Raw genomic sequence first — 26,857 nt, 5'->3', positions numbered from 1 at the left:
GCCTCCCGCGGGAGGCGAACCTTCGCCGTCGCCCGTCTGGGGCGGGGCTACCAGATGCGGCGGTCGGCGGCCCAGCGGGAGAGCTCGTGCCGATTGGTCAGCTGGAGCTTGCGGAGCACGGCCGAGACGTGGGTCTCGACCGTCTTGACCGAGATGAACAGTTCCTTCGCGGTCTCCTTGTAGGAGTAGCCGCGGGCGATCAGCCGCATGACGTCGAGCTCGCGGGCGGAGAGCTTGTCGAGCTCGTCGTCGGCTACGGACTGGGTGCCGAACGCGTCCAGGACGAAGCCGGCGAGTCGGGGCGAGAAGACGGCGTCGCCCTCCGCGACGCGCAGCACCGCGTCGGTGATCTCGCGGCCCGAGGCGGTCTTGGTGACGTAGCCCCGGGCGCCCGCGCGGATCACGGAGACGACATCCTCGGCCGCGTCCGAGACGCTCAGCGCGAGGAAGCGCACGGTCTGCAGGAGCGGCGCGCAGCGCGTGAGCACCTCGCGCCCTCCCCCGCCGAGGCCGCCCGGGAGGTGCACATCGAGCAGGACGACGCGCGGACGGAGCTCCTCGATCGCCTCGACCGCGCCTTCGACGGTCCCCGCCTCGCCGACGACGCGCACGCGCTCGTCGAGGTCGGCCTTCAGGCCCGAGCGGAAGATGGTGTGGTCGTCCACGATGACGACGTCCACGGGCTCCTGCCCCGGTTCGGTGCTCATGTCTCCTCCGTCCTGGGCAGCCGCAGCCGCACCTCCGTGCCGTCCGGCCCGCTCACGATCGTCGCCTCGCCCCCGTGCCGGCGCATGCGCCCGACGATGGACTCGCGCACACCCAGCCTGTCCTCGGGCACGGCTTCGGGGTCGAAGCCGTCACCCCGGTCCTTCACGAAGACCTCCGTGGCGTCCTTGCCCGTCTCCGCGTAGACCGAGACGGGGCCCGCGCCGTGGCGGACCGCATTGAGCATGGCCTCGCGGGCGGCCTGGAGGAGGGCATCCTGGCGGTCCCGGGCGGACGTGCCGCCGGTCTGGGTGGCCTCGGGCTCGCCGACCGTGACCACGTCGATGGGGACCCCATGCAGGTCCTCGACCTCGCCTGCGAGCGCGGCGATCCGGTCCGCGAAGGTGCCCTCGCCGGAGCGGGCATCCCGGTAGAGCCACTCGCGCAGCTCGCGCTCCTGGGCTCGGGCGAGCCGGGTCACGTCCGCCTCGCTGCCGGCGCGGCGCTGGATGAGGGCCAGAGTCTGCAGGACCGAGTCGTGCAGGTGGGCGGCGATCTCCGCACGCTCCTCCTCCCGCACGCGCGCTGCCCGCTCCGCGCCCAGCTCGCGCCAGAACTTCACGCCCCAGGGCAGCAGCACGAGGGCGACCCCGGCGAGCACCGCGAAGGAGGCCAGCAGTGCCATCCCCAGGACGTTCCACTGGCTCCCCGACACCGCCAGGGTCACGCCGGCCACGACGAGCGCGATCCCGGCCCCGAGGCGCAGCCAGCCCGTCCAGCGCTCGCCCCCGGCACCGCGGACGAGCCGCTCGCGCCGTGCCTCGTCCAGCTGCATCCACGCCAGCGCCGCCCCGCCGAGGATGGCGGCCACCGGCACGATCGTGTCCAGCGGCACCTGCACCCCGATGAGGGACCCGCCCAGCGCCACCGCACCGAGGAGGAGGACGACGCCGAGCAGCACCTCGCGCGCGTACCGCGGCACGTGCGGGGCGGGCCTGGGCGCGGCCAGGGCGATGACCGGCTCGGACACCGCAGGCGCGATGGGCGACGCGGGCCGGCGGGCGGCACGGCGCTCCGCCTCGGCCGCCGTCGGCACCATGACCCACAGCCAGCCGTAGAGGACGATCCCGGCCCCGCCGAGGAACGCGGCGCCGGCCATGATCCAGCGCACCACGTCGGTGCGCATCCCGAGGTGCCGCGCGAGCCCTGAGCAGACCCCTGCAATGAGGCGGTCGTCTCCCCGCACGAGGGGAGGGCGGACGGGCACGGCGTTCATGGTTCCATCCAAGCACTGTTGCCTGCCCTCAGGGTGCCCGCGGCCACGTTCCCGGGGTCCGTTCAGGGTCCGTTCAGGGTCTCCCCCCATGGGTGCGCGCGGGGCCCGGCGGAAGGATGGAGGCATGAGCACCGAACAGTCCCCCGGCGAGCAGCCGGACCCCCTTCCGCAGCCCGGCCCCGAAGCGCGCCCCACCACGGGCGGCCAGGGCCCTGCACCCCGTCCGCTCCCGCCGCGCGGGGGCGACTTCTTCGGCTGGATCCGCGGCCTCGGGATCGTCCGCGGCAGCGACCGCTGGATGGGCGGGGTCGCGAGCGGCCTGGCCCACCGCTGGGGCGTCGACCCCATCCTGGTCCGCGGCCTCTTCATCGTCGCCGCGATCTTCCTCGGCGTCGGCGTCCTCGCCTACGGCATCCTCTGGCTCCTCCTGCCCGAGCCCGACGGCCGCATCCACGCCCAGGAGGCCGCGCACGGCCGCTGGACGGCGGGCATGACCGGCGGCATCATCGTCACGGTCATCGGCCTCGGCGGTGCCCGCGCGGGGTTCTGGTTCGGCGACCGCGGGATCGGCGGAGCCTTCTGGGGCCTGTTCTGGATCGCCCTGGTGGGCTTCGCGATCTTCAGCGTCATGCGCGGGAGCCGGCGGCGCACCGCATACCGGGAGGCTGAGGCGCACGGCCCCGGCGCGACGGTTCCGCCGGCGACGCCGCCCACGCCGTCGCCGTCGCCGTCGCCACAGCCGGCCGAAGCCGGCCAGGACGTCCCCTTCGCTGCAGGCGTGCCCGGCGCCGGCGACGCCGCCTACACCAAGCCGGGGACCCCGCCGTCGTACGGCGACGCCCACCCCTCCGGCGGCTTCCCCGCCGGCGCGGCGCACGGCCCGGCTGCCCCCGCCGCCGACGGTGTGCCCTACTACGGGGCACCGCAGGCGGGCCCGGCGCAGCCCGCCCCGCCGTACTACGGCGCCGCGTCCTACGGTGGCCCCCACTACGGCGCCCTCCACTACGGCGGCCCCTATGTCCCGGTACGGACCGTGGCGCGCCCGCCGCGGCGCCCCCGTCCCTCCGCCCCGTACGTGCTCGTGGTGCTCGGCGCGGCGGCGCTCGCCGCCGGCACCCTCGGCGCCCTCATCGCCACGGGCGTGCTGCCGCTCTCGGCGGGGGCGGTCTGGACGGTGGTCGTAGTGGTCCTCGGCCTCGGCATCCTCGTCTCCGGCCTCCGCGGGCGCCGGGCCGGGATCCTGACCGTGTTCGCCATCGTCGCCCTCGTGGGCAGCGCCGTCTCGCAGGGGGCCGACCGGCTGGCGAGCGTGCACTCCCGCCAGATCGCCTCCTCCCCCACGAGCGTCCAGGAGGCCGAGAAGGGCTACGACATCGCCATGTCGAGGGGCAGCCTGGACCTCTCCGCCCTCGACAGCCCGCGCCCGCTCGCGTCGCAGGCCGTGGTCCCCGTCAAGGCGACGATGAGCGACCTGACGATCACCGTCCCCAAGGACGTCCCCGTCGAGGTGCGCACGTCCACGACGCTCGCGGACGTCACCGCCAACGGCCAGAGCTTCACCGGCATCAGCCGGCACGACACCACCACGTACAACTCCGGCACGACCGGGCCCGCGCTCGTCGTCGAACTCGACGCGACCCTCAGCTCGGTCACCATCAACGAGGAGCACTGACATGAGCACCCAGCAGCAGAGCCGGCCCGAAGCCTCCGGCCCGGCCGTCGGAACCATCGTGTGGGGAGCAGTGGTGATCGTCATGGGAGCGCTCATGTTCGCCAACCGCCTCGGCTGGCTGACCATCGATCCCGGGTACGCGGCGGCGGGCGTCCTGCTCCTCGCCGGGCTCGGCCTCGTGGTCGGCGGCGTGCTCGCCGCCCGGCGGCGCCGGGCGCTCCCGGACGACGACGCGGCGGGCACCTCGTCCGACGCGGGCACCTCTCAGCCGGCGCCCGGACCCCGCCCGAGCCCGTATGGGACCCTCGGCCCTCGCGGCGAGGGCCAGGGACCGACAGACTGAGGACCATCAGACCGCATGACGACCACCTGCACCACTGAAGACCGAGCAGCATCACATCAACCCTTCACACCACCCCAGGGAGAGACCATGGACAAGTTCTTCGACTCACTCCGCTCGATGGGCCTCAGGCGCGGCCCGCGGCGCATCGTCGGCGGCGTGCTCGGCGGCATCGCCGACAGGCTCAACGTGGACCCCGCCTTCGTGCGGATCGTCTTCGTGATCCTCTGCCTCCTCCCCGGGCCTGCGGTGCTCGTCTACCTCGCGGCGTGGATCGTGATCCCCGACCAGGGGGGCAGGATCATCCTCGAGGAGTGGCTCCGGCCCAAGGGCGTCGGCCCGGGCGGCCACAGCGGCGGGCCCGTGGGACCGGGTACGGGAGGCCCCGCTGCGTGACATGACCGCGTGAACCGACCGCGTGAACCGGCCCGCAGCGGCGGCCGCTCCGTCACGGAGCGGCCGCCGCCTTCTGTGGCGTGCATCACCAACAGGCCGCGGCTACAATCGGCGTGGGCTCAACGGGGCGCCTCAAGCACACCACCGACGGCCCGCCGCCCCATGGCCCGGCCGCACCCGACGGGAAGGCCCCCTGCATGAAGATCGGCATCCTCACCTCCGGCGGCGACTGCCCCGGCCTCAACGCCGTCATCCGCGGGGCGGTGCTCAAGGGCATCGCCGTGCACGGCCAGGAGTTCGTGGGCTACAGGGACGGCTGGCGCGGGGTGGTCGAGGGCGACGTCATCGACCTGCCGCGCACCTCGGTCCGCGGCATCGCCAAGCAGGGCGGCACGATCCTCGGCACCTCGCGCACCAACCCGTTCGAGAACAACGGCGGCCCCGAGGTCATCAAGGCCCACATGGAGCGTCTCGGGATCGACGCCATCATCGCGATCGGCGGCGAGGGCACCCTCGCGGCCGCGCGGCGCCTCACGGACGCGGGCCTGAAGATCGTCGGCGTGCCCAAGACCGTCGACAACGACCTCGACGCCACGGACTACACCTTCGGCTTCGACACCGCCGTGGAGATCGCCACCGAGGCGATCGACCGCCTCCGCACCACCGGCGAGTCCCACCACCGCTGCATGATCGCCGAGGTCATGGGACGCCACGTCGGCTGGATCGCCCTGCACTCCGGGATGGCCTCCGGCGCCCATGCGATCCTCATCCCCGAGCACAAGGTCACCATGGACCAGGTCGCCACGTGGGTGAAGCTCGCCCGCGACCGCGGCCGGGCGCCGCTCGTGGTCGTCGCCGAGGGCTTCGTGCTCGAGGGCATGGACGCCCCGCACTCGGAGCGCGGCCTCGACACGTTCGGCCGCCCGCGCCTGGGCGGCATCGCCGAGCAGCTCGCGCCGGAGATCGAGGCGCGCACCGGCATCGAGACCCGTGCCACGATCCTCGGCCACATCCAGCGCGGCGGCGTCCCCACCGCGTTCGACCGCGTCCTCGCCACCCGCCTCGGCATGGCCGCCATCGACTCCGTCGTGGAGGGCCGCTGGGGCACCATGGTCTCGCTGCACGGCACCGAGATCGCCCACGTGGGCTTCGAGGAGGCCCTGGGCCGGCTCAAGGTCGTGCCGCAGCACCGCTACGACGAGGCCGCCGTCCTGTTCGGCTGACGGGCGGGCGCACTGTGGTGTCTCAGACGTTCTACGCCGGCAGCCGGGGCATCGTCCGGCTGGCCTGGGCGCGCCGGCTCGGCCTCCCCGACCTGAGCTTCGCCGACGACGGCGGGACCCTCCTCGGGTGCCACGACGGCGCTCCCGAGCTGGTCGCCCTCGTCCTCTTCGGCCAGCTCGCCCTGGTCGGGCCCACCGGGCTCGTGGACGCGGCGGCCGAGCTCGACGCCGAGGACCTCCTCGAGGGTGGCGCGCTGCTGCGGGCTGCCGGCCCGCGCGCCCACGGGCTGCGCACCGCGGTGCTCGGCTTCGCCGACGATCTGCCGCTCGAGCAGCCGGACGCGGAGCCGCAGGTCTCGCGTGGGGCGCCCGAGGCGATCGAGCTCGAGATGCGCTGCCCGCCCGACGATGTCACGTCCGCTGGCCTCACCGACCGCGACCACCGGTTCACGATCATGCTCCCGGAGGGGCCCGGCGCCTGCGCTGCGTACTCGGTGCAGGACGGCCTGCTCGCCGACCTCGGGGTGCTCGTCGCCCCCTCGCTGCGGGGCCGCGGCCTGGGGCGGCTGGCCGCCTCCGTGGCGGCGCACGAGGCACTGGCGGACGGCCTCATCGTGCAGGCCGCCGTCCCGTCCCACGCGCTCGCCGGCCTGCGCCTGGCGGACTCCCTCGGGATCCAGGCGCAGGGCCGGTACGCGGCAGTCTCACTCCCGCACGACTGACTTTGTCCGCGGGGCGACCTCGGCGGACGTGTACCTGCGGCGAGCGTCACTCCTACCAGGTGGCGTCGTTGGTCCTGGCTGTTCCGCCTCTGCCGTCGTCGAGGGTCGCCCAGCCCTTGCTCCACTTATTGTTGGGGTTTACGTCGTTGGCATGTCCGAGGAAACAGTTGCTGTTGTGGCGGAAGTACCCGTTCCCATCCGTCGTCGCGTGGTAGGACGCGAAGACATGAGCACCGCCGCTGTCGTTCCAGCACTGGACGAACACGCTGGAATTCGGATGGAAATTCCGTGCTGTGATGTCGAAGTAGTAGCACGCACTCGACGCGCACTGCGGATCATTCGCGCGCGGGCCCTGGGCCAGGGTCGCGCTGGGCGAGGCAGTGCGCGCGGAGTCGGACGTGCTCGAGCAGTTCGTCGGCTCGCCCTGAACGCAGGCCTTGACGGTGATCGAGTGCGCCTCATCGGGCCCGTTGCCCACGGTGGCGGCGCCGTCGTTGGCCGCGGCGCCGCCGTCGATCGTCACGGTGACGGTGCTGGGCCGGCCGTTGTTGTACCCGCCGGTGTTCCAGGTCATGTCCACGTGGATGCCGTTGGTCGCGGCGTTGGCCACCGGGGTCTTCGGCTGGCCGTACGGGTTGGCGGATGCAGCGTTGCTGTTGGGCCCGGGCCCGGCGGAGTTCACCGCGCGCACCAGGAACGAGTAGCCCGTGCCATTCTGCAGGCCACCGACGATCTTGTTCGAGGCCAGCCCGCTCCAGCTGCTACCTCCGTCGATCGAGTACTGGTAGCCGGAGATCGGATCACCGTTGGATGCGGCGGGACTGAAGGCGAGCTGGACCTGGTTGCCACTGCCCGTGGTGTTCGCCGGCGTCGCACTCAGGTTGGTGACCGCGCCCGGACGCCCGTACGGCGTCACCGGGTTGCTGCGGGTACCCTGCGGCGAGGCGCCCACATTGTTGTGGGCCACGAGCGCGAACGTGTAGGTCGAGGAGTTGTCGAGGCCCGTGACCTGCTGGCGCGTTCCAGTCACTCCGGTCACCGTCTTCGCGACGGATCCGCCGCGGTAGACGAGCACGTCGTAGGACGTCACCGGCTCTCCGTTGTTCTTGAGGGGTTCCGAGGCCCACGCCACGTCGACGACGCCGCCGTTGACGGCCGACGTCGAGCGGGTCGCCGTGGGTGCCGCGGGTGCGAGCGGGGCGCCTGCCGGCTTGGCGGCAGGCGAGAGCGAGGACCAGTCGGACGGGTCCTTGGCGCCGTTCTTGGCCTGGATCCGCGCGCGGTACTCGACGCCGTTGGTGAGGCCGGTCCAGCTCAGCTGGGTGACCGCTCCGACCGTGCGGCGCCGGACGCCCTCTTCGGAGGAGAGCTCGATCGTGTAGCTCTGGATCGGGGTGCCCTCGTTGGCGGGCGCGGTCCAGGTCATCGAGATGCTCTTGTCGCCGCGGGACAGCACGGGAGGCCCGGGCTGGGACGGCTTCGCGTCGGGAGTGATGGGGGCCGAGGCGGGGCTCGGTGCGGAGTCGCCGACGGCGTTCGTCGCGACGACAGTGAAGGTGTAGTTGGTGCCGTTGGTGAGCCCAGTGACGGTGCAGGTGGTCGTTGGGCAGGCCTGGCTGCCGCCCGCGTAGTTGACCCGGTATGCACTTATCTCTGCGCCGTTGTTCGACGGCGGGGTCCAGTGCAGCACCACCTGTCGGCTCGACATGCCGTCGACGACAGGGGCGCTCGGCGCGTCCGGCTTGTCGCGGACCGTCACGGTGAACGTGCCCTCGACCTCGCGCTCGGTGTCCGCGGTCGCGTCGCCGACACGGTAGGTGCCCGTCAGCTGGCCGTGGAATCCCGCTGCGGGGGTCACGACGACGTGGTCGCCTTCGACTCGGGCATCGCCGCCGCCGCTGCCGACGCCCGCGCGGACCACTGTGAGCGGCTTGCCGGGGAACGGGTTGGCGTCATTGGCCAGGACAGGGATGTCGACGGGCTTGCCCGCCTGGGCGTCGGGTACCGCGTCGGGATTGGCGACGGCGAGCGGCCGGGTCGAGCGTACTACCCGCACCTCGACGGTGCCGTCGGCCTTCCCGCCGCGGCCGTCGTCGACCTGGATGCCGACCCTCCCGGAGGTGCCGCGCTGGGCGGAGGTGACCTTGGCCTTGAGCACCGAGCCATCGAGGGAAACGTCCACGCCTTCGGGCGCCGCCCCCGTGATCTTATAGGTGGCGCGGTCGATGTCGCCCGGGTCCGGGTCGGTCGTGGCTGCGCGGAGGTCAAGCTGCCCGGCGTCCTCGCCCTGGGCCGCCTCGAGGATGCTGGTGGCGAAGGTTGGCGCGGTGTTGGGCTTGTCCGCGGTCGGCTCGACGTCGATCGGGATGGTCAGGATGCTCTTGAGCCCGTCGGAGTCGTCCGGGCCGGTGCCGTCCGTGACCTCGAACGTGATGGAGGCACGGCCTCCGTAGTCCTTCCGCGGGGTGTAGCGGAGGGTGCCGGCGTCCTTGACGAGGCCGGAACCGTCGGCGGCGACCGCGGAGACGGCGCTCTCCCCCGTGATCCGCGGGCTCCTGCCCGGACGCACAGTGACGTAGTCGGCGAGCTTGAGCTCGAGCGGCTGCCCGGCCTTGGCGTGCGCGGGATCGAGGGTCTTGAGCACCGGCCGCTGGTCGCGCAGGCCCGGCACCCAGATGATCGCGGTGGCCTGCAGGCCGTCCATGTCGGTGACGCTGTAGGGGATGGCCTGGGGAGCCTCGGTCAGCGCGACGTTGACCCTCCCGCCGTCCACGGTGGTGCCCGGAGCCGCGGCGCTCGGCGGAATGGCCACCTTGAGGTCGCTCGCGACGCCGTCGGGATCCTCGTCGTTCTTGAGGACGTCCACGGCGAAGGTCTTCTTGCCGGCCACGTCCATGGGGTTGACCCGGTCGTCGCGGGCGATCGGGGCCTTGAGCGGGGCGTTCGGATCCACCGTGACGATGATGTTGCCGACGGCCCGGCCGCCGCGGCCGTCGTCGACCGTGTAGCGGGCGGTGACGGTACCGGGGGCCGATGGCGGCGTGACGACGACGCGTCCCTCGTCCACCCTCGCCGTGGTCCCCTGCGGGAGCTCGAATCCGTCGGCGACGAGCCGCACGGTGTCGCCGTCGGGGTCGGTGTCGTTCGCGAGCGCGTCGACGGAGACCGGGCGCCCGGGACGCACGGAGACCTTGTCGTCGCCCGGGATGGGCTTCTGGTTGGTGTTCGGGACGGCGGCGACGCCGACGAGGACGGTCGCGACCCCGCGGCCGCCATACCGGTCCTCGACCACGTAGGTGAAGGTGTCCTTGCCACTGGCGTCATTGGCCGCCGTGTACTCGATGTACCCGTCCTTGACGATCGCCGTGCCCAGGGCCGGTGGCTTCTCGATGCCGGTGATGGTCACGGAATCGCCGTCCGGATCGACGCCGTCGAGCGGGACGGCGACCTTCGCGGCATGGCCGGCGAGCACGCGGGCAGTGAGGTTCTTGGGGACGGGCATGCCGTTCTGGGCCGGGTCCGCCGGCCGGATGGTGATGGTGACCTTCGCGGAGTCCTTCTGCCCGGCAGGGTCGACGACCTGGTAGATGCCGTACACGGTCCCGGGGTTCGGCCCGGCCGAGAAGCGCAGCTTGTCCTGGTCGACGAAGAGGTGGCCCGAGGCCGGGTCCGGGACCTCGACGAGCTTGGGGTCGAGCGTGATGGGCGCCCCGTTGGGGTGCGAGTCGTTGGCGAGCACGGGGATCGTCACGGTGTCGCCTGCCCGGACCACCACCGAGTCCGGCTTCGCGACCGGCGGGTCAAGCTTGGCAGGCGGCGGCACCGGTGTCACGGTGACAGTCGAGCTGGCCGTCTTGTCACCGTTGGAGACCACGTAGCCGAAGGAGAGCGGTTCCTTGAGCCCCCGCGTGTCCGTGATCCGCAGGATCGCGTGGTCGATGACCGAGACGGTGACCGGCGCGTCCTGCGGCAGCGAGATCGACTGCACCACGAGCACGCCGCCGCCCGGATCGGTGTCGTTCGCGAGCGGGTCCACGAGGACGTTGCCGCCGGACGGGAGGAGGGCGACGTCGCGCACGGCGACGGGCGCGCCGTCGTCGGCCGACTTCGCCTCGACATCGATCCGGACGAGCCCCTGGGCGGTGGCCGACCCGTTCGAGGCGAGGTACACCGCGTAGTACACCTTCGGCTCGGCGGCCTTCGCGGAGAACGTCCCGTCCTCGGAGTTCATGACGACGTCGAGTCCCGGGACGGGCTCGACCTTGAGCAGGCGGAGGCCGGTCCCCGACGGGTCGATGTCGTTGGCGAGCGGCGAGACGACGATGGGCTCGTCCACGCCCGTGCGGACATGGTCCGGGGTGGTCTGCGGCGGCAGGGAGCCGCGCGACCGGACGTCCGCCGTGATCGTCGCCTCCGTGACGTCGCGCCCGTCGGAGACCTTGAGGGTGATCTCCTTCTTGCCGAGCGAGGTGCCGCCGTCGGTGAAGGTGATGGTCCCGTCGGGCTGGAAGCGCACCGAGTCGCCGGTGCCGGACGTGGTGGCGCCCGCGAGGAACATCTCGTCGCCGTCGGGATCCACGAAGTCACCCAGGATGTTCTGCGAGACCGAGGTGCCCTGCTCGACCGCGATCGTGTTCGCCCGCATCTGCCGCGGTGGCGTGTTCGTCGCGTTGTCCCGGACCGAGAGCGTGACCTTGGCCGTGGCGGTGCCGCCGCGGCCGTCGGAGACCTCGTACTCGAAGGCGTCGTTGCCCTTCGCGTCGGCGGCGACGACGATCTGCAGGGCCGCGCCGTTGAAGATCGGCTGGACCGCGCCGATGCGGGCGGCCTGACCCGTGGGCCGCACGGTGAGGACGTCGCCGTCCGGATCGGAGTCGTTGAGGAGCACGGGGAGGATCACGGTCCGGCCGGGCCGCACGCCGAAGTCGTCCGGCATGGCGGTGGGCGGCTTGTTCTCCTCGTCCCGCTTGGGCAGCTCCTTCTGGAGCATGATCTCGGCGGAGTCCTCCTTGTCGCCGTTCTTGACGGTCTTCTGGGGGACGATCTCCTGCCAGTTGTTGACGAGCTGCATCTGCTCGGTGACGAGCCAGACGTTGCCGCCGTGGACGTCGTTCAGGACCACGAGGTCCCGGTTGGTCCGGAACACGAGCTCGGAGTCGGGGCGTGCCGAGGGGATGTCCCTGATATCCGGCTGGCCGCCGCCGCACTGGCGCAGGTAGATGCCGGTCCCGGCCCAGGCGGAGTGGATGCAGCCGCCCTGCTGGACGGGGCGCGCGGGGAGCCCCGGGCGGCCCCCGGCTGCCTCCAGCACCCGCGGGTCGCCGCCGCCGAGCGGGACGGTGACGAGGGCCTTCGCGGTGCTCACCGCGACCGCGTCGGCGGCGGGGCCGGTGTCCTGCAGCTGGGCGTTGCGGAAGTCGTCGCGGGTGACGCGCTGGCCGTTGGGGAGGAACAGGGTGCCCGCACCGGTGTCGAGCACGACGACGTCTCCGCCCACCGCGGCCACCTGCACCTTCGCGGAGGTGGCGAGCCCGTCGAGCTTGGTGAAGGTGGGATCGCCGTTCTCCGGCACGCGGACGATCTCAGTGCGCGCCGCCGAGACCGCGATCACCTCGTTCTGGGCGGACACGGTGGCCACGGCGCCCGGAAGGTCCTGGACCGTCGGCTCGGTGTTCTGGGGGGTGAAGCCGCTGAGCCGGTCGAGCGGGAGGGCCCAGACCCGGCCGGTGCCGGGATCGGCGAGGGCGGCCGTCGTCGTGCCGAACGCGGAGCTGCCCGTGCCGGCGAACGGGAGGTCGCCGGCCAGGCGCACCTCGGCGACGTCGACGGGGCTCAGCGTCGCGACTCCCTTGTCCTGGACGGCGACCGAGCGGCCCTGCTGGACGACGTCGAAGCTGCCCGAGCGGGCGGACACACCGCCGTCGAGGACCTTCGAGGAGAAGTTGAGGTGGCCCACCATGTTCACGGAGCCGTTGGTCACCCAGACTCCGCCGTCGTTCAGGTCGGCGGACACCGAAGTGAACCCCGGATACAGGATCGCCGCGGCGGCGAGCAGGGCCGCGGCCACGGCCATCGATGTGGATACAACGAGCCTTGTCGCCCGATGGCGCAGCCCCCCGGCTCGTCGCACTGGCCTTCTCCCGTCGAATCGCCGCACCCGCGGGCAGCATCATCGGCGGCCCGGTCCCCTGCGGTTCAGATGCCGCAGCCCTCCCCGAGAGGGCAGGCGGCACCCCGAGGTTACCAAAGGCCCGCCCGCGCCGCCGAGGGCGCGGGGAGAACTCCCCATGCAGCGGGGCGACCCCGCGCTCCCACGGGGCAACCTCGCCGGAATCAGCCGGCGGTGCCGAACCTGTCGATGAGGTCCGTCCGGCCGAACATGTGGGCCGCCTGCCGGGCGGTGGGGCTGCCCGCGTCGGGGTCCGCGCCGAGGTCGAGGAGGGCGTCCACCACGTCGGCGTATCCCTTGAACACGGCGCCCGCGAGGGGGGTCTGGCCGCGGTCGTTGGCCGCCCCGACGTCCGCCCCGTGCGAGCCCAGGAGGCGGACCGTCTCGGCGTGGCCGTGGTAGGCGGCGAGCATGACGAGCGTGTCCCCCGCGTGGTTCACGAGGGTCGCCGGGGCGCCGGCCTCGAGGTAGGCCCGAAGCACCGGGGCGTCCCCGGCGCGGGCGGCGTCGAAGAGCTTCCCGGCGAGGGCGACGACGTCCTCCGGGATCTGCGCGTCCTCGCTCATGCGTTCCTCCTGAGCAGTCCGGTGGGCCTGCCGACGACCTGGCCGGCGTCGGGGGCGACGATGACTTCCTGGGCGGCCGCGTACTCCTCGCCGTCGGCCTCACCGCGCACCACGAGGGTGGCGCCGGGGTCCACGGAGCGCTTGAGCACGGCAAGCGCTATCGGGCCCATCTCGTGGTGGAGCGCCGCCGAGGTCACGGTGCCCACCGGCCGCGCCCCGGCGTCCGAGCCCGCCGGGAAGACGGCACTGCCGGGCGCGGGGAGGGTGTGCGCGGACCCGTCGAGCTGCAGGAGGGTGAGCCGGCGCGGCGGGTGCCCGAGGTTGTGCACGCGGGCCACCGTCTCCTGGCCCTTGTAGCAGCCCTTCGCGAGGTGCACGGCGGTCCGGAGGAGGTCGAGCTCGTGCGGGATGGTCCGCTCGTCGGTCTCGAGGCCCCAGCGCGGACGCCAGGCGGCAATCCGCAGCGCCTCGGAGGCCATGGTGCCGGCGAGCCCCACGCCGTCCGACTCGAGCGCGGCGGCCGCCTCGGCGAGGCGCGCGCGCTCCACCACGTGCTCGAACCAGGGCCGCTCGAGCCCGGGGTGGTGAGCCTCGTCGACCGTGGTGTAGCTGAAGCCGCCGGCCGCGATGTGCGGCCATGGGTCCTCCCACGTCAGGCCGCGCCCGCCGGGGGCGAACGGCGCGAGCAGCTCGAGGCGGCGCGTCGCGCCCAGCACGCCCCAGCGCGCCGAGACATCCTCGACCTCGACGCGGAGCATGAACTTCATGGACTCGAGCCACGCCGCGAGGCCCTGTGCCTCGTCGGCCTCGACGAGGAGCCACGCCCGCTCGCCGTCGTCCAGCACGCGCGCATCGTACTCGATGCGGCCCTGGACGCTGAGCAGGAGCAGCTCGCTGGACTGGCCCGGCAGCAGGCCGGAGACCTGCTGCGAGGAGAGGGTGGTCAGCCAGGAGAGCCGGTCGGGGCCCGCCACCGTGACGATGCCGCGGTAGGAGAGGTCCACGGCCGCGCGGCCGCCGGCGAGCTCGCGCTGCTCCCGCACCGGGTCTCCGTAGTGGGCGGCGACGCCCTCGTCGGGGCCATGCGCGGCCACCGCGCCGGGTCGTGCCATGAGGGGGGAAGCCTGGGTCATATCCGTTCCAACGAGATCGGGGGCGATTTCACTCCCGGCGCGGCAGTCCGCTGTCCGCAGGGGACGGCTACTCGGCGGGGGCGCGGCCGGATTCGGGCCGGGAGACGCGGTGGAGGATCGCGGAGGCGTGCGGCGCGAGGGGCTCGCCGCCCGCGGCGACATCCCAGCGCCAGAACAGGTCCGAGTTGACGAGCCCGAAGATGCGCGTGGCCGCCTTGTAGTCCCGGGCATGGGCGCCCCGCAGCACGGCGTCGGTGCTCAGCTGGATCTGGGGGCCTCGGATCTGGCCGTAGTACAGCTCGGCGATGCTGCCGGGGTGCACGATCGTCACCGTGATGTCGAAGCCGTCGCTGCTGTTGCGCAGGGACTCGACCTCGTCCGCGGAGGTGTAGGCCGGGACGATGTCCGGCGGCCTGAGCCCCGGGCCGCCGTCGGCGTCCTGGACCGGACGGTCCAGCTGCCAGTACCCCGCCTCGGTGGCGAGCGGCCGGATGCGCTTGCCGTCCTCGTCCGCGAGCCAGCTCTCGGCGGTGTACTTCAGGTAGGGGAAGCCGCTGTGGGCGAACTCGACGTGCTGGACGAAGTGCTCGTCGTCCCCCTCGCCCGCACCGAGCCGGCCGTGGCCCTCCCACTCCCCGATGAGCCACGACAGCGGGACAAGCTCGGGGGTGAGGCCGGACGGGATCTCAATGGGCACGTACTGGCTCCTTGTCCGCGGACGGAGGGGGCTCTAGCTCAGCGCTGGCCCTTGAACAGCTTCCACACGACGAGCCCGGCGAACCAGGCCATGGAGACGGACGCGACGGCAAGGAGGACGAGGAAGAAGATCTCGAAGGCAGCAACGCTCATAGCTGCCATCGTAGCGCCTCGCGGAGGGCCTCCGAGCGTGAGAGGCGCCACAGCGGCCGCGGCCCCCGGGCGGCTCAGACCACCAGCATCCGGTCCAGGAAATAGGCGATCGCGCCCACGGCGAACGCCGGCGCGAGGCCCATCGCCACGAAGCCTGCGGCGGCGAGGCGGTCCGGGCGGGCGCTGTTGAGGGCGCGGAAGGCCGCGAGCACCGCGCCGATCACCACGCCCGCGATCGTCGCCGGGAGGACGGCGACGTCGGTCAGGACTAGTCCGGCGAGGGGGGCGGCGAGGCCGGCGAAGACCACGGTGGCCGGCGCGATGATGGTGTCCGGCCAGCGGATCATGCCCAGCAGCAGCGCGACCACGGTGCTGATGGCCGCGACGAGGAGCATCGACCCGGCGCCGGTGAGCCGGGCGGTGGCGATCCACCCCGCGCCCAGGCCGCACAGCAGCACCCCGGCGCTCGCCCCGAACGCGGACTCGAGGCGATGGCTCTGGCCCGTCCCCCGGAGGAGCTGGACCACCACCACGGCCATGACGCCCACGGCGATCGCCAGAGGTGTCCACGCGAGGTACTGCGGCCCGGGCACGAACGCCGTCGCGGCGGCCGAGGCCACACCGGCCAGGGAGATGACCGCGCCGTTCGTCTTCTTCGCCGGGATGCCCAGGAAGTGGGGCCAGCCGAAGCCGACGACGACCGACACGGCGGCGACGCCTGCGAACTGTGCCGCGGTGCCTCCGAGGCCCGTGCCGACGGCGACCGCGATGCCGGCGATCGCGACGGCACCGCCCGCCACGGAGCGGGTCCACGCCCTCATCGGGCCGCCCTCTGGTCTGCGCTAGTCACCCTGCCATCCTGCCTCACGTCGGGTGCGAATGTGACACGTGCTCAGTGGGCGCTGCGACCGCGCGCCCTATAATCGGCTCATCGGCGAGATAGGCCGCTGCCCGACGCAGTGCAGACAGATCCTTACGGAGGAACCATGTCGCACATCCTGCTCCTGACGAACGCCACCGGCTCGTCAGTCGACATCCTCCCCGCCCTCGAGCTGCTCAACCACCGGGTGCACATCCTCCCGGCCGAGCCGACGGCCCTCTTGGACGCGGACCCCTCGGACGTCATCTTCCTGGATGCGCGCAAGGACCTCGTGGGCTCCCGTTCACTGACGCAGCTGCTCCGGGCCACCGGCCTCAGCGCGCCGCTCATCCTCGTCCTCACCGAGGGCGGGATGGCTGCCGTCTCCCCGGCTTGGAGCGTCGACGACATCGTGCTCGACTCCGCCGGCCCCGCCGAGGTCGAGGCCAGGATCCGCCTGGCCACCTCCCGCGCCACAGCGGTGGAGGAGCCCGAGACGGAGATCCGGGCGGCCGGCGTCGTGATCGATGAGGCGAGCTACACCGCCAAGGTGAACGGCGAGGCGCTCAACCTGACGTTCAAGGAGTTCGAGCTCCTCAAGTACCTCGCCCAGCACCCCGGCCGGGTCTTCACCCGCCAGCAGCTCCTCACCGAGGTGTGGGGCTACGACTACTACGGCGGGACCCGGACGGTGGACGTGCATGTGCGGCGGCTCCGGGCGAAGCTGGGCACCGACCACGAGGGCCTCATCGGCACCGTGCGGAACGTCGGCTATCGGCTCACCCTCACCCGCCTGGCCGAGGACGAGCTGAGCGAGGCCTGACGCTCCGGCGCCCGCCCAGGTCACCGGCACGGCGAAGGCCCCGCACTGGTGTGCGGGGCCTTCGTCAGGGTGGAGGACATACGGGTCGAACGTATCGAAGCCACCCCACTGGTGGATCCCCCCTGCCCGCCGGCTTCCCGGCGGCAGACGACGACTCTACCGCACGCCCCGGGGCCCGGCAAACCGTACGGATTCACCCGCCCGTTCGCTAGCCTTGCTCCCATGACCAGCGCATACCCGCAGGATTGGCCAGTCACCGTGGTCGAGGGCCGCATTCCCCAGGCGCTGTGGGCCGAGGCCCGGGCCCTGCTGGAAGCCGCGGAGGACGCCGACGGCAACCCCTCCCTCTCGGAGCAGACCACCGTGCTGATGAAGTCGCCGGAGACGCGGTCGGAGGAAATCCTGACCGTCGCCGTGCACGCCTTGGACGACACCTCGGGATCCTCGGCGCCCGAGGACCTCGCGGGGATCGCCGGCATCGCCTTCGGCCCGGACGGCATCGGCGTGGTCGAGCTGGCCGTCCACCCGAACTACCGCAATCAGGGCGTGGGCGTCCGGATCGTGGAGGCCATCAAGGAGCTGCGCGGCGCCACCGGGCTCGCCGGCCTCAAGGCCTGGTCCCACGGCAACCACGAGGCCGCCGCGGAGCTGGCCACCGCCTACGGGTTCGTCCCCGAGCGGGAACTGTGGAAGATGGTCCTGGTCCGCCGGCCGCACGAGTCGACGCCGCCCCTGCCGGAAGGCGTCCAGATCCGCGCCTTCGAGCCCGGCCGGGACGAGGACGCCTGGCTCGCGGCGAACCGCGCGGCCTTCGCGCACCACCCCGAGCAGGGCCAGCTGCGGCGCAGCGACCTGGAGGCGCGGATGGCCGAGGAGTGGTTCGACCCGCAGGGCTTCTTCCTCGCGGTGGACGGCGAGGACCGCATCCTCGGATTCCACTGGACCAAGGTGCACCCCGCCCACGGCGAGCACCGCGCGCTGGGCGAGGTGTACGCGGTCGGGGTGGTCCCCGAGGCACAGGGCCGCGGCCTCGGGCGCGTCCTGACCCTCCAGGGCATCGACTACCTCCACGGGCTGGGACTCGCCACCGTCATGCTCTACACGGACGCGGATAACATCCCTGCCGTGGCCATGTACCGGCGCCTCGGGTTCACGGTGTGGGACCGGGACATCCTCTACAGCACCTCCCCGGCCGAGGGGGAAGCGCGCGCCACACCGGCCCACTAGGCCCTGCCCTAGTAGGGTTGGAACAGCACCAGACCGCCCCTTGCGCTCCCGGGAGAACCCATGACTGAAGCCGCCCAGAGCAGCAGCCCCGCCGCCGCGCCGTCGCCCGCAGCGGGCACGACGGCGGCCCGCCCCACCCCCGTCTTCGGCTCCTCCGAGGTGCCCGCGGCCCGGGCCACCGAGGACCGGATCTACATTCCGGAGGCCGAGCCGAGCCTGGCCCCCGAGGGCGAGCACGGCCCGGACCGCTTCCTCGACCGCGAACTGAGCTGGCTCGCGTTCAACGCCCGCGTGCTCGAGCTCGCCGAGGACCCCGACCTCTTCCTGCTCGAGCGGGTCAACTTCCTGTCCATCTTCGCCTCCAACCTCGACGAGTTCTTCATGGTGCGCGTGGCCGGGCTCAAGCGGCGCATCGCGACCGGACTCGCCGTGCCCTCTCCGGCCGGGCTCAGCCCGCACGAGGTGCTCGACCAGATCTCCGAGGCGGCGCACGTGCTCCAGGAGCGCCACACCCGGGTCTTCGCCGAGCAGATCCGCCCGGCCCTCGAGGAGGCGGGCATCCGCCTGGTGTCCTGGGGCGACCTCGGCGAGGCCGAGCACGAGCAGCTCAGCGCGATGTTCTCCGAGCAGGTCTTCCCCATCCTGACCCCGCTCGCCGTGGACCCGGCCCACCCCTTCCCGTACATCTCGGGCTTGTCCCTCAACCTCGCGGTGATCGTGCGCAACCCGGTGAGCGAGAAGGAGCTCTTCGCCAGGCTCAAGGTCCCGGACCAGCTCCCCCGCCTCATCTCGGTGGACGGCCCGCGCGCCGGGAGCCGCCGCAGCGCCCGCTTCATCCCGCTCGAGGAGCTCATCGCCGTCCACCTCGACCAGCTCTTCCCCGGCATGGAGGTGCTCGAGCACCACACGTTCCGGGTCACCCGCAACGAAGACCTCGAGGTGGAGGAGGACGACGCCGAGAACCTCCTCCAGGCGCTCGAGAAGGAGCTCCTGCGGCGCCGCTTCGGGCCGCCCGTGCGCCTCGAGGTCACCACGGACATCAGCCCCAACGTCCTCGCGCTCCTGGTCCGCGAGCTCGGCGTCGAGGAGCTGGAGGTCTACTCCCTCCCAGCGCCGCTCGACCTGCGCGGGCTCTCCGTGATCGCCAGGGTCGACCGGCCCGAGCTGCACTACCCGAAGCAGCTCGCCCACACGTCCCGGTTCCTGAACGAGTCCGAGACCGCCAAGGCCGCGAACGTGTTCGCCGCGATGCGCCGCCGCGACATCCTCCTGCACCACCCCTACGACTCGTTCTCCACCTCCGTCCAGGCCTTCCTCGAGCAGGCCGCGGCGGACCCGAAGGTCCAGGCGATCAAGCAGACCCTGTACCGCACCTCGGGCGACTCCCCCATCGTGGACGCGCTCATCGACGCCGCCGAGGCCGGCAAGCAGGTCCTGGCGCTCGTGGAGATCAAGGCGCGCTTCGACGAGCAGGCCAACATCTCGTGGGCGCGCAAGCTCGAGCAGGCGGGCGTGCACGTGGTGTACGGGATCGTGGGCCTCAAGACCCACTGCAAGCTCTCCCTCGTGGTCCGCCAGGAGAACGACGGGCTGCGCCGCTACTGCCACATCGGCACGGGCAACTACCACCCCCGCACCGCCAGGTACTACGAGGACCTCGGCCTCCTCACGTGCGACGAGCAGGTGGGCGAGGACCTGTCCAAGCTCTTCAACCAGCTCTCCGGCTACGCGCCGAAGTCCACGTTCAAGCGCCTCCTCGTGGCCCCCCGCTCGGTCCGCTCGGGCCTGATCGACCGCATCGAGACCGAGATCCGCAACGCGAGGGCCGGCCTGCGCGCGCGGGTCGTCATCAAGGTCAACTCGATGGTCGACGAGGCGATCATCGATGCGCTCTACCGTGCCTCCCAGGCGGGCGTGACGGTGGACATCATTGTCCGCGGTATCTGCGCGCTGCGGCCGGGCGTGCCCGGACTGAGCGAGAACATCACCGTCCGCTCGATCCTGGGACGCTTCCTCGAGCACTCCCGGGTCTTCGCCTTCGCCAACGGCGGCAACCCCGTGGTCTACATCGGCTCGGCGGACATGATGCACCGGAACCTGGACCGCCGCGTGGAGGCCCTCGTCCAGCTGCGCAACCGGGAGGATATCGCGGACCTCGTCGCGCTGCTCGACCGCTACATGGCGCCCACCACCGCCTCCTGGCATCTGGACCGCGAGGGGCACTGGACCCGGCACCACGTCGACGAGACCGGCCGCCCGCTCGAGGACATCCAGTCCTGGCTCCTCGCCTCGCGCACCCGCCCACGGGCAGTGAGCCTGCGCTGATGTCCGACGCCCCTGTCATCGACCAGGCCGAGCACCCGGGCGAGCAGGTCGCCGTCCGAGCTGCCGGGGCCATTCCCTGGCGGGCCAACGGCGAGGCACTCAAGGTGCTGCTGATCCACCGGCCCCGCTACGACGACTGGTCCTGGCCCAAGGGCAAGCTCGACGCCGGGGAGACGCTCCCGGAGTGCGCGGCCCGCGAGGTCCGCGAGGAGATCGGCGTCGACGCGCGCCTCGGCATCCCGCTGCCCACGGCCCACTACCGGGTGGCGGCGGGCCTCAAGTCCGTCCACTACTGGGCCCTCCGGCTCGAGAAGTCCGTTCCGGTGCGGCCGGACGGGGATGAAGTGGACCAGGTGCACTGGTGCACCCCGGAGGAGGCCGAGCTGCTCCTGAGCAACCAGTCGGACGTCGAACCGCTCCGCGCGCTCGTCCGAGCCCACGAGCAGGGCGCCCTCGCCACGGTCCCGCTCATCCTCCTGCGGCACGCGAAGGCGAAGCCCCGCAGTTCCTGGACCAAGGCCGAGGGAGACAGGACCCTCGCGGCCAGCGGCCTCCGCCAGGCCCAGGCCGTGGGGCGGCTCCTGACGGTGTGGAAGCCGGTCCGCGTGGTGACGAGCCCGTGGACCCGCTGCGTCGACACCGTGCTCCCCTACGTGCGCGCCTCCCCCACCAAGGTCAAGATGCGCCTCGTGGACGACCTGACCGAGCACCGCGCGGCGAGGAAGCCGCGGAAGGCCGCCGCCGCCGTCGGACGTCTCTTCGACAAGGGCAAGCCGGCCGTGCTGTGCACCCACCGCCCGGTCCTGCCGGTCCTCCTGGACGAGTTCCGCGCCCATCTGGACCCCGCGCTCTCGGCGAAGCTGCCCGCCTCCGACCCCTACCTGACCCCCGGGGAGCTGATCGTGTTCCATGTGCCGGCCGACGGCCGGCGGGACGTCGTGGCGGTCGAGCAGGTCAAGCCGTACGACGACTGATCGGACCCGACTGATGCGGCTAGGCTGGGACGCATGATCCCCACCCCCTACGAGGACCTCTTGCGGGACGTGCTCGCCCACGGCGCCCACAAGGGCGACCGCACCGGCACGGGCACCCGCAGCGTGTTCGGTCGGCAGATGCGCTTCGACCTCGCCGAGGGGTTCCCGCTGGTGACGACCAAGCGGGTGCACTTCAAGTCGGTCGCCCTCGAACTGCTGTGGTTCCTCCGCGGCGACTCCAACGTGCGGTGGCTGCAGGAGCGCGGGGTGACCATCTGGGACGAGTGGGCGGACGACGCCGGCGAGCTCGGTCCCGTCTACGGCGTCCAGTGGCGCTCGTGGCCCACGCCGGACGGCGGGCACATCGACCAGATCACCAAGGTGATGGATTCGCTGCGCACCAACCCGGACTCGCGCCGGCACATCGTCACCGCCTGGAACCCCGCCGAGGTGGACCAGATGGCGCTGCCGCCCTGCCACGCGCTGTTCCAGTTCTACGTCGAGCCCGGCGCAGACGGCGGTCCGGCGAAGCTGTCCTGCCAGCTCTACCAGCGCAGCGCCGACCTGTTCCTCGGCGTCCCGTTCAACATCGCCTCCTACGCGCTCCTGACCCACCTCGTGGCCGACCAGCTCGGCCTGGGCGTGGGCGAGTTCGTCTGGACCGGCGGGGACTGCCACATCTACGACAACCACCTCGACCAGGTCCACGAGCAGCTCTCCCGCGAGGCGTACCCCGCCCCGCGGCTGGCGATCACGCGGACACCGGCGAGCATCTTCGACTACCAGTACGGGGACTTCGAGGTGCTCGGCTACCGGCACCATCCCACGATCAAGGCCCCCATCGCCGTATGAGCACCCAGCAGCACGGCACCCGCGGCCGGATCGGGCTCATCTGGGCCCAGACCCAGCAGGGCGGCGTCATCGGCAGGGGTGGGACCATGCCGTGGCACGTCCCCGAGGACATGAAGCACTTCGCCGCGACCACCACCGGCCACCCCGTGGTCATGGGCCGGCGCACGTGGGACTCGATTCCCGAACGCTTCCGGCCGTTCTCCGGCCGCACCAACATCGTGTTCACCCGCCAGCCGGCCTGGGAGGCGGGCGGGGCCGTCGTCGTGCATTCGCTCGAGGAGGGGCTGCGCGCCGCCGGGGAGGCCGAGGGCGCCGAGCGCGTGTGGGTGATCGGCGGCGGCGAGCTGTTCGAGCAGGCCCTGCCCCTCGCCGACCTCGCGGTCGTCACCATCCTCGACCTGGACGTCGACGGCGACACGTTCGCCCCCGATCTGGGCGCCGGCTGGCAGCTCGGCTCGGTCCTCCCGGACGACGGCGGATGGCTCACCTCTGCCACGGGTGTCCCCTACCGCATCGTCGAGTTCCGCCGGGGCTAGGGGCAGCGGGGCGGACTTCCCCGGCCGATCGAGCCCCTCCACGCGTGGCGCCCCTCGGTGTAGTTAGCTGGTGCCATGACGACGGCGACCCACCCAACCCCCTCCGACCGCACCTCGTCCCGCGGCACTTCGGCGACCGTGCCCGAGCAGATCGGCCTCGGGTTCGCAGAGGTGCTCGCCCTGCTCGCCTTCCATGGCGGCGACTCCGTGCCGGCGACGGCCGCCCTCCTCGGCGTGGACCAGTTCGCCAACGTCGAGGACATCATCTCGGCCGGGGCCTCCTCCCTCGTCGCGCGCAGCTATGCGCTCGTCGATGCCCGCGGCGAGCTCACGGTCGAGGGCGCAGTGGCCGGCATCGCGGTCGCGCTCGGCGCCGCCGAGCGGCGCATGGTCCTCACCCTCGAGGCTTCCGGATGGACCGACAGGATCGTGCTGCTCGAGGCGCCCGACGTCGCGATCCTCCTGCGGCCCCGCGCCTACGGCACATGGTGGGCGCTCCCCCAGCCCGCAGACCTCCCGGGGGCGGAGGCCACCCTCAGTCTGGTCCGCGGCCACCTCGCGGAGCACCCGGCGGGCCGGGTGACCGTCGAGCGGCACCTCGAGGGACAGGGCGTATCCCTGACCGTCCGGCGCGCGGATGGGGGCGGGTGGCTGCTCGGCCAGACCGTGCCCGAGGGCGAGGAGCCGACGGAGTACCCCGCGGACGACGCTGAGCTCCTGGTGACGCTCCGGGCCGTCCGCGGCGACCTCGCGTGAGGGCGGTCGGGGGCAGCCGGGGCGGCATCGCTCGGGGGCCGGGGAGGACTCCCCATCGCGCGCCCGGGAGCCGCCCGCATACGGTGGTGGCCGAGAACAGTGGATGTGGGGGGAAGAGGGGACGCATGGCCATCCAGCAGGGTGCGAACCCCGAGCAGCTCAGGGCGCTCGGGAAGCAGCTGACGATCAAGTCGACGACCATCCGCAACGCGCAACGGTCCATCGACCAGCTCACCACCAGGCTCCCCCAGGTGTGGGCCGGACAGGACGCCGAGGACTTCGCTCGCGCCTGGGCCCAGCTGCACCGGCCCGCCTTCCAGAAGATCGCGGCTGATCTGGCCGACAGCGCGAGGACCCTCGCGGCGAACGCCGAAGCCCAGGAGCGCACGAGCGCCGAGCTCAACGGCGGCCGGCCGGGCGGTGCCGACGGCGGCGCAGCCGGTCCGGGAGGATCCGGCACCGCCGCGGGCGGGAAGGACACCCCCTGGCTTCCCGACTGGCTAGAGAACAACCCCTTCTACAACGCCTGGGGCGTCTACGGCACCATCAAAGCCTTCCCCAACCTGCGGTTCGGAGTCACGGAGCTCGTCCGCATTGGCCGCCACCTCGATGTCACTGCGGACTCCGACAAGCTCCTCGTCGGCTTCCGCAACGCCTTCAAAGTGAGCTCGGACATCTTCGACCTGAACTTCAAGGACATCTCGGTGATGGGCGGCCTTGCCGAGGGCTCGAAGTGGGCCAAGGGACTGGACGCGTTCGGAAAGGGCCTCGGCGGCCTCGGCGTGGCCATCGACGGCGTGCAGGCCATCGACCACTTCTCCGACGGCGACACTGGCCAGGGTGTCTACTCCCTCGTGAAGGCGGGGCTCGGCGCTGCCTCCTTCCTGCCCCCACCGGCGGGGACAGCGTGCATGGTGGCGAGCGGGGCGCTCGCGCTCTACGACAACATCCCGGTCATCCACAACGCGGTCAACGCTGTCGGCTCGGGCGTCAAGGACGCCGCAGAGGGCGTTGCGCACGCCGCCGAGGGCGCCTGGGACGGCGCCAAGAGCTTCTTCGGATTCTGAACGACTGAGGGGACCTGACATGATCGACACCATGACCGATGAGACGAGCCCGTCTGCCGACACGCAGCATCCGGAGTCCCTGGGCTTCGGTTTCGCGGAGCTCGTGGCCCTCCTCCAGATGGCGCCGGGCGACGGCACGGAGGCAAGCGCGGAGGCACTCCGCCTGACCGAGGAGCTCAAGGACGTGCGCTGCGTCTCCGCTGGCGCCTCGTCCCTCGTGGCCCGCGGTCTGGCCACCGCCTCCGAGGACGGCGAGCTCTCCATCTCGGGACCCGTCGCGGCCACCGCGCACACGCTCGGCACAGCGCACCGGTGGATCGAGATCACCCTCCTGGCCCCCGACCGCAACGACCACGTGTTCACCGTCGACGGGGCCGAGTACTCGATCCTGCTCCAGCCGAGGGCCCAGTACAGCTGGTTCGTCATGGCGAGGAACCCCATGCTGGGGCTCGCGGAGGGCGACTTCTCCATCGCCAAGGCGCATCTGGCGAGCCGGACGCAGGCCGGGGTCTCGTTCCTCAACCGCAACGACCCGGACCATATGCTGCTCCTACGGCGTGCGGAGGAGCCCGAGCGCTACATCGTCGGGCTCCTCGCAGCCGGCGCGGAGCAGGCGGTCGAGTCCGGCCCGCTGGACGAGTCCGAGGTGGTTGCCCGCCTCCGCGACTTCCGGGGCGAGGCCCCGTGACGACCGACCCCGCGCGCGCGGCCCGCGACGAGGCCGCCGTCACGGAGTACCGCCGCCTCCGTGACGCCGGTGACCGCCGGATCCTGCACCGCTCCGTCGACGGCGAACTCGTCCTGTACAGGCCCGATGAGCTCGGCTTCCGCCGGAGTGGATCGGCCAACACTATCCGCACCCGGCGCGGGGCTATCGCGCTCGCGGTGGGCGGGGGCGTCCTGTGCGCGGTGTGCCTCATCGCCGGCGCCATGGTCGCCGCAACAGGCGGGCCGGGGGCCGCCATCGCGGTGCCCGGCCTGCTCTTCGGCGCCGTCGCAGCGTGGGCGGCAATCCTTGGCGCCCGCGAACGCCGAGCCGAGGGAGTACGCGCCTCCCGCGGCGTGCCCGAGCCCTCCACCGGGCCGGGCTCCTGATCCCGGCCCGCCCGGTGGTTCCGCAACCGCGGACCGCGGCGGCCGGCGTCGTCCGCGGACCGGGGGACGGGTGAGACGCATCCCACAGGCGGCCCTCCCGGTGCCCCCGTAGAATGGAGGGCATGACTTCTTCGGTAGGCTTCGTCGGCTGGCGTGGCATGGTCGGCTCCGTCCTGATGGAGCGCATGCAGGATGAGGGCGACTTCGCCTCGATCGATCCCGTGTTCTTCTCGACCTCCAACGCGGGCGGCGCAGCCCCCGCCTTCGCTGAGGGCGCCGGCGCCCTCGAGGACGCGTACGACCTCGAGGCGCTGAAGAAGCTGCCCATCATCGTCACAGCGCAGGGCGGCGACTACACCAAGCAGGTCCACCCGCAGCTGCGCGCGACGGGGTGGGACGGCCTCTGGATCGATGCGGCGTCGACGCTGCGCATGAACGAGGACTCGATCATCGTCCTCGACCCGGTGAACCGGAAGGTCATCGACGAGGGCCTCGCCTCCGGCGTGAAGGACTTCGTGGGCGGCAACTGCACCGTCTCCTGCATGCTCATGGGGCTCGGCGGGCTGTTCCGCAACAACCTCGTCGAATGGGGCACGTCGATGACGTACCAGGCCGCCTCCGGCGGCGGCGCGCGGCACATGCGCGAGCTCCTCACCCAGTTCGGCACGCTCAGCGGCGCGGTGGCCGCGGAACTGTCCGACCCGGCGTCGGCCATCCTCGAGATCGACCGGAAGGTGCTCGCGGCCCAGCGCGGCGGCGTCGACGCGACCCAGTTCGGGGTCCCCCTCGCCGGCTCCCTCATCCCGTGGATCGACGCGGACCTCGGCAACGGCCAGTCCAAGGAGGAGTGGAAGGCCGGCGTCGAGACCAACAAGATCCTCGGAACCGGTGCGGGCGCGCCGATCGAGCCGGTGATCATGGACGGCCTCTGCGTGCGGATCGGGGCCATGCGCTCGCATTCGCAGGCCCTTACGCTGAAGCTGCGCGAGGACCTCTCGGTGGGCGAGATCGAGCGGATCATCGACGCCGACAACGAGTGGGCCCACGTGGTGCCCAACGAGAAGCAGGCCTCGATGGACCAGCTCACCCCAGTCGCCGCGTCCGGCACGCTCGACATCCCCGTGGGCCGGATCCGCAAGCTCGAGATGGGGCCGGAGTACATCTCGGCGTTCACCGTGGGCGACCAGCTCCTGTGGGGCGCTGCTGAGCCGCTGCGCCGCATGCTCAAGATCGCCACCGGGACCCTCTGAGGCCTCCCTCCGACGGCTGAGGTCCTGCGATTCAGACGGCCC

General features: G+C 72.3%; 23 protein-coding genes. 16 read left to right on the top strand and 7 right to left on the bottom strand.

All coding sequences use genetic code 11. From position 1 onward, the window contains the following. Window positions 1-47: 47 nt before the first annotated feature. Both ACYVKZ_RS18045 and ACYVKZ_RS18040 read right to left on the bottom strand, forming a co-directional pair. A complete protein-coding gene (locus ACYVKZ_RS18045) occupies window positions 48-707 on the bottom strand; it encodes a LuxR C-terminal-related transcriptional regulator (RefSeq protein ID WP_460993627.1) in 660 nt (219 codons plus the stop codon). Beyond that, entirely contained in the window at window positions 704-1,981 is a 1,278-nt protein-coding gene (locus ACYVKZ_RS18040; protein WP_460993626.1) for an ATP-binding protein, read from the bottom strand. Before ACYVKZ_RS18040 ends, ACYVKZ_RS18045 begins: the two co-directional genes overlap by 4 nt. Before the next feature lie 124 nt (window positions 1,982-2,105). On the opposite strand from ACYVKZ_RS18040, the gene ACYVKZ_RS18035 reads away from it, so the two are divergent. The 5 genes from ACYVKZ_RS18035 to ACYVKZ_RS18015 all read left to right on the top strand — a co-directional run bounded on the left by ACYVKZ_RS18035 (window position 2,106) and on the right by ACYVKZ_RS18015 (window position 6,334). Further along, window positions 2,106-3,653 (top strand): PspC domain-containing protein, encoded by a 1,548-nt coding sequence (locus ACYVKZ_RS18035; RefSeq protein WP_460993625.1) that lies wholly within the window; start codon window positions 2,106-2,108, stop codon window positions 3,651-3,653. Between the two features lies 1 nt (window position 3,654). Beyond that, window positions 3,655-3,996, top strand: coding sequence for a hypothetical protein (locus tag ACYVKZ_RS18030; RefSeq protein ID WP_460993624.1), 342 nt, complete (start codon window positions 3,655-3,657; stop codon window positions 3,994-3,996). Window positions 3,997-4,083: 87 nt separating this feature from the next. Continuing rightward, window positions 4,084-4,389 carry a PspC domain-containing protein gene (locus tag ACYVKZ_RS18025; protein WP_460993623.1) on the top strand — a complete coding sequence of 102 codons (306 nt, stop codon included), beginning with the start codon at window positions 4,084-4,086 and terminating at the stop codon, window positions 4,387-4,389. Between the two features lie 197 nt (window positions 4,390-4,586). After that, a complete protein-coding gene (locus tag ACYVKZ_RS18020) occupies window positions 4,587-5,612 on the top strand; it encodes a 6-phosphofructokinase (protein ID WP_460993622.1) in 1,026 nt (341 codons plus the stop codon). A 17-nt stretch (window positions 5,613-5,629) separates the two neighbouring features. Continuing rightward, window positions 5,630-6,334 carry a GNAT family N-acetyltransferase gene (locus ACYVKZ_RS18015; protein ID WP_460993621.1) on the top strand — a complete coding sequence of 235 codons (705 nt, stop codon included), beginning with the start codon at window positions 5,630-5,632 and terminating at the stop codon, window positions 6,332-6,334. A gap of 52 nt (window positions 6,335-6,386) precedes the next feature. Here ACYVKZ_RS18015 and ACYVKZ_RS18010 read toward each other — a convergent pair whose 3' ends face one another. The 5 genes from ACYVKZ_RS18010 to ACYVKZ_RS17990 all read right to left on the bottom strand — a co-directional run bounded on the left by ACYVKZ_RS18010 (window position 6,387) and on the right by ACYVKZ_RS17990 (window position 15,872). Beyond that, window positions 6,387-12,407: an Ig-like domain-containing protein gene (locus ACYVKZ_RS18010; RefSeq protein ID WP_460993620.1), complete on the bottom strand. Its 6,021-nt coding sequence runs from the start codon at window positions 12,405-12,407 to the stop codon at window positions 6,387-6,389. Between the two features lie 260 nt (window positions 12,408-12,667). Next, a complete protein-coding gene (locus ACYVKZ_RS18005) occupies window positions 12,668-13,069 on the bottom strand; it encodes an ankyrin repeat domain-containing protein (RefSeq protein ID WP_460993619.1) in 402 nt (133 codons plus the stop codon). Beyond that, window positions 13,066-14,202 (bottom strand): CAF17-like 4Fe-4S cluster assembly/insertion protein YgfZ, encoded by a 1,137-nt coding sequence (ygfZ, locus tag ACYVKZ_RS18000; RefSeq protein WP_460993618.1) that lies wholly within the window; start codon window positions 14,200-14,202, stop codon window positions 13,066-13,068. The genes ACYVKZ_RS18005 and ygfZ overlap by 4 nt, the downstream gene beginning before the upstream one ends. Window positions 14,203-14,269: 67 nt before the next feature. Further along, on the bottom strand, window positions 14,270-14,899 hold the full coding sequence (locus ACYVKZ_RS17995) for a nitrobindin family protein (RefSeq protein ID WP_460993617.1): 630 nt from the start codon (window positions 14,897-14,899) through the stop codon (window positions 14,270-14,272). A 226-nt stretch (window positions 14,900-15,125) separates the two neighbouring features. Then, complete coding sequence (locus tag ACYVKZ_RS17990; protein WP_460993616.1) at window positions 15,126-15,872, bottom strand: permease; 747 nt, start codon at window positions 15,870-15,872, stop codon at window positions 15,126-15,128. 165 nt (window positions 15,873-16,037) lie between these two features. Between ACYVKZ_RS17990 and ACYVKZ_RS17985 the strand changes: the two genes are divergently transcribed. The 11 genes from ACYVKZ_RS17985 to asd all read left to right on the top strand — a co-directional run bounded on the left by ACYVKZ_RS17985 (window position 16,038) and on the right by asd (window position 26,815). Then, window positions 16,038-16,733 carry a winged helix-turn-helix transcriptional regulator gene (locus tag ACYVKZ_RS17985; RefSeq protein ID WP_307004574.1) on the top strand — a complete coding sequence of 232 codons (696 nt, stop codon included), beginning with the start codon at window positions 16,038-16,040 and terminating at the stop codon, window positions 16,731-16,733. 222 nt (window positions 16,734-16,955) lie between these two features. Next, on the top strand, window positions 16,956-17,960 hold the full coding sequence (gene mshD, locus ACYVKZ_RS17980) for a mycothiol synthase (RefSeq protein WP_460993615.1): 1,005 nt from the start codon (window positions 16,956-16,958) through the stop codon (window positions 17,958-17,960). Window positions 17,961-18,020: 60 nt separating this feature from the next. Further along, on the top strand, window positions 18,021-20,285 hold the full coding sequence (locus ACYVKZ_RS17975; protein WP_460993614.1) for an RNA degradosome polyphosphate kinase: 2,265 nt from the start codon (window positions 18,021-18,023) through the stop codon (window positions 20,283-20,285). Then, window positions 20,282-21,259, top strand: a complete 978-nt coding sequence (locus tag ACYVKZ_RS17970; protein WP_460993650.1) for an NUDIX hydrolase — start codon at window positions 20,282-20,284, stop codon at window positions 21,257-21,259. The genes ACYVKZ_RS17975 and ACYVKZ_RS17970 overlap by 4 nt, the downstream gene beginning before the upstream one ends. A 33-nt stretch (window positions 21,260-21,292) precedes the next feature. After that, a complete protein-coding gene (locus ACYVKZ_RS17965) occupies window positions 21,293-22,111 on the top strand; it encodes a thymidylate synthase (RefSeq protein WP_460993613.1) in 819 nt (272 codons plus the stop codon). Next, a complete protein-coding gene (locus ACYVKZ_RS17960; RefSeq protein WP_460993612.1) occupies window positions 22,108-22,647 on the top strand; it encodes a dihydrofolate reductase in 540 nt (179 codons plus the stop codon). The genes ACYVKZ_RS17965 and ACYVKZ_RS17960 overlap by 4 nt, the downstream gene beginning before the upstream one ends. Before the next feature lie 75 nt (window positions 22,648-22,722). Further along, window positions 22,723-23,403 carry a hypothetical protein gene (locus ACYVKZ_RS17955; protein WP_460993611.1) on the top strand — a complete coding sequence of 227 codons (681 nt, stop codon included), beginning with the start codon at window positions 22,723-22,725 and terminating at the stop codon, window positions 23,401-23,403. Window positions 23,404-23,528: 125 nt separating this feature from the next. Further along, window positions 23,529-24,470: a WXG100 family type VII secretion target gene (locus ACYVKZ_RS17950; protein WP_460993610.1), complete on the top strand. Its 942-nt coding sequence runs from the start codon at window positions 23,529-23,531 to the stop codon at window positions 24,468-24,470. A 19-nt stretch (window positions 24,471-24,489) separates the two neighbouring features. After that, window positions 24,490-25,158 (top strand): hypothetical protein, encoded by a 669-nt coding sequence (locus ACYVKZ_RS17945; protein ID WP_460993609.1) that lies wholly within the window; start codon window positions 24,490-24,492, stop codon window positions 25,156-25,158. Further along, complete coding sequence (locus ACYVKZ_RS17940) at window positions 25,155-25,565, top strand: hypothetical protein (RefSeq protein WP_460993608.1); 411 nt, start codon at window positions 25,155-25,157, stop codon at window positions 25,563-25,565. The genes ACYVKZ_RS17945 and ACYVKZ_RS17940 overlap by 4 nt, the downstream gene beginning before the upstream one ends. A gap of 122 nt (window positions 25,566-25,687) precedes the next feature. Then, entirely contained in the window at window positions 25,688-26,815 is a 1,128-nt protein-coding gene (gene asd, locus ACYVKZ_RS17935) for an aspartate-semialdehyde dehydrogenase (RefSeq protein WP_460993607.1), read from the top strand. Window positions 26,816-26,857: the final 42 nt, after the last annotated feature.

This window comes from Sinomonas soli (assembly GCF_054782415.1).
Note: the sequence above shows the minus strand (reverse complement) of the source record. Positions and strands in the feature narration are given on the sequence as shown.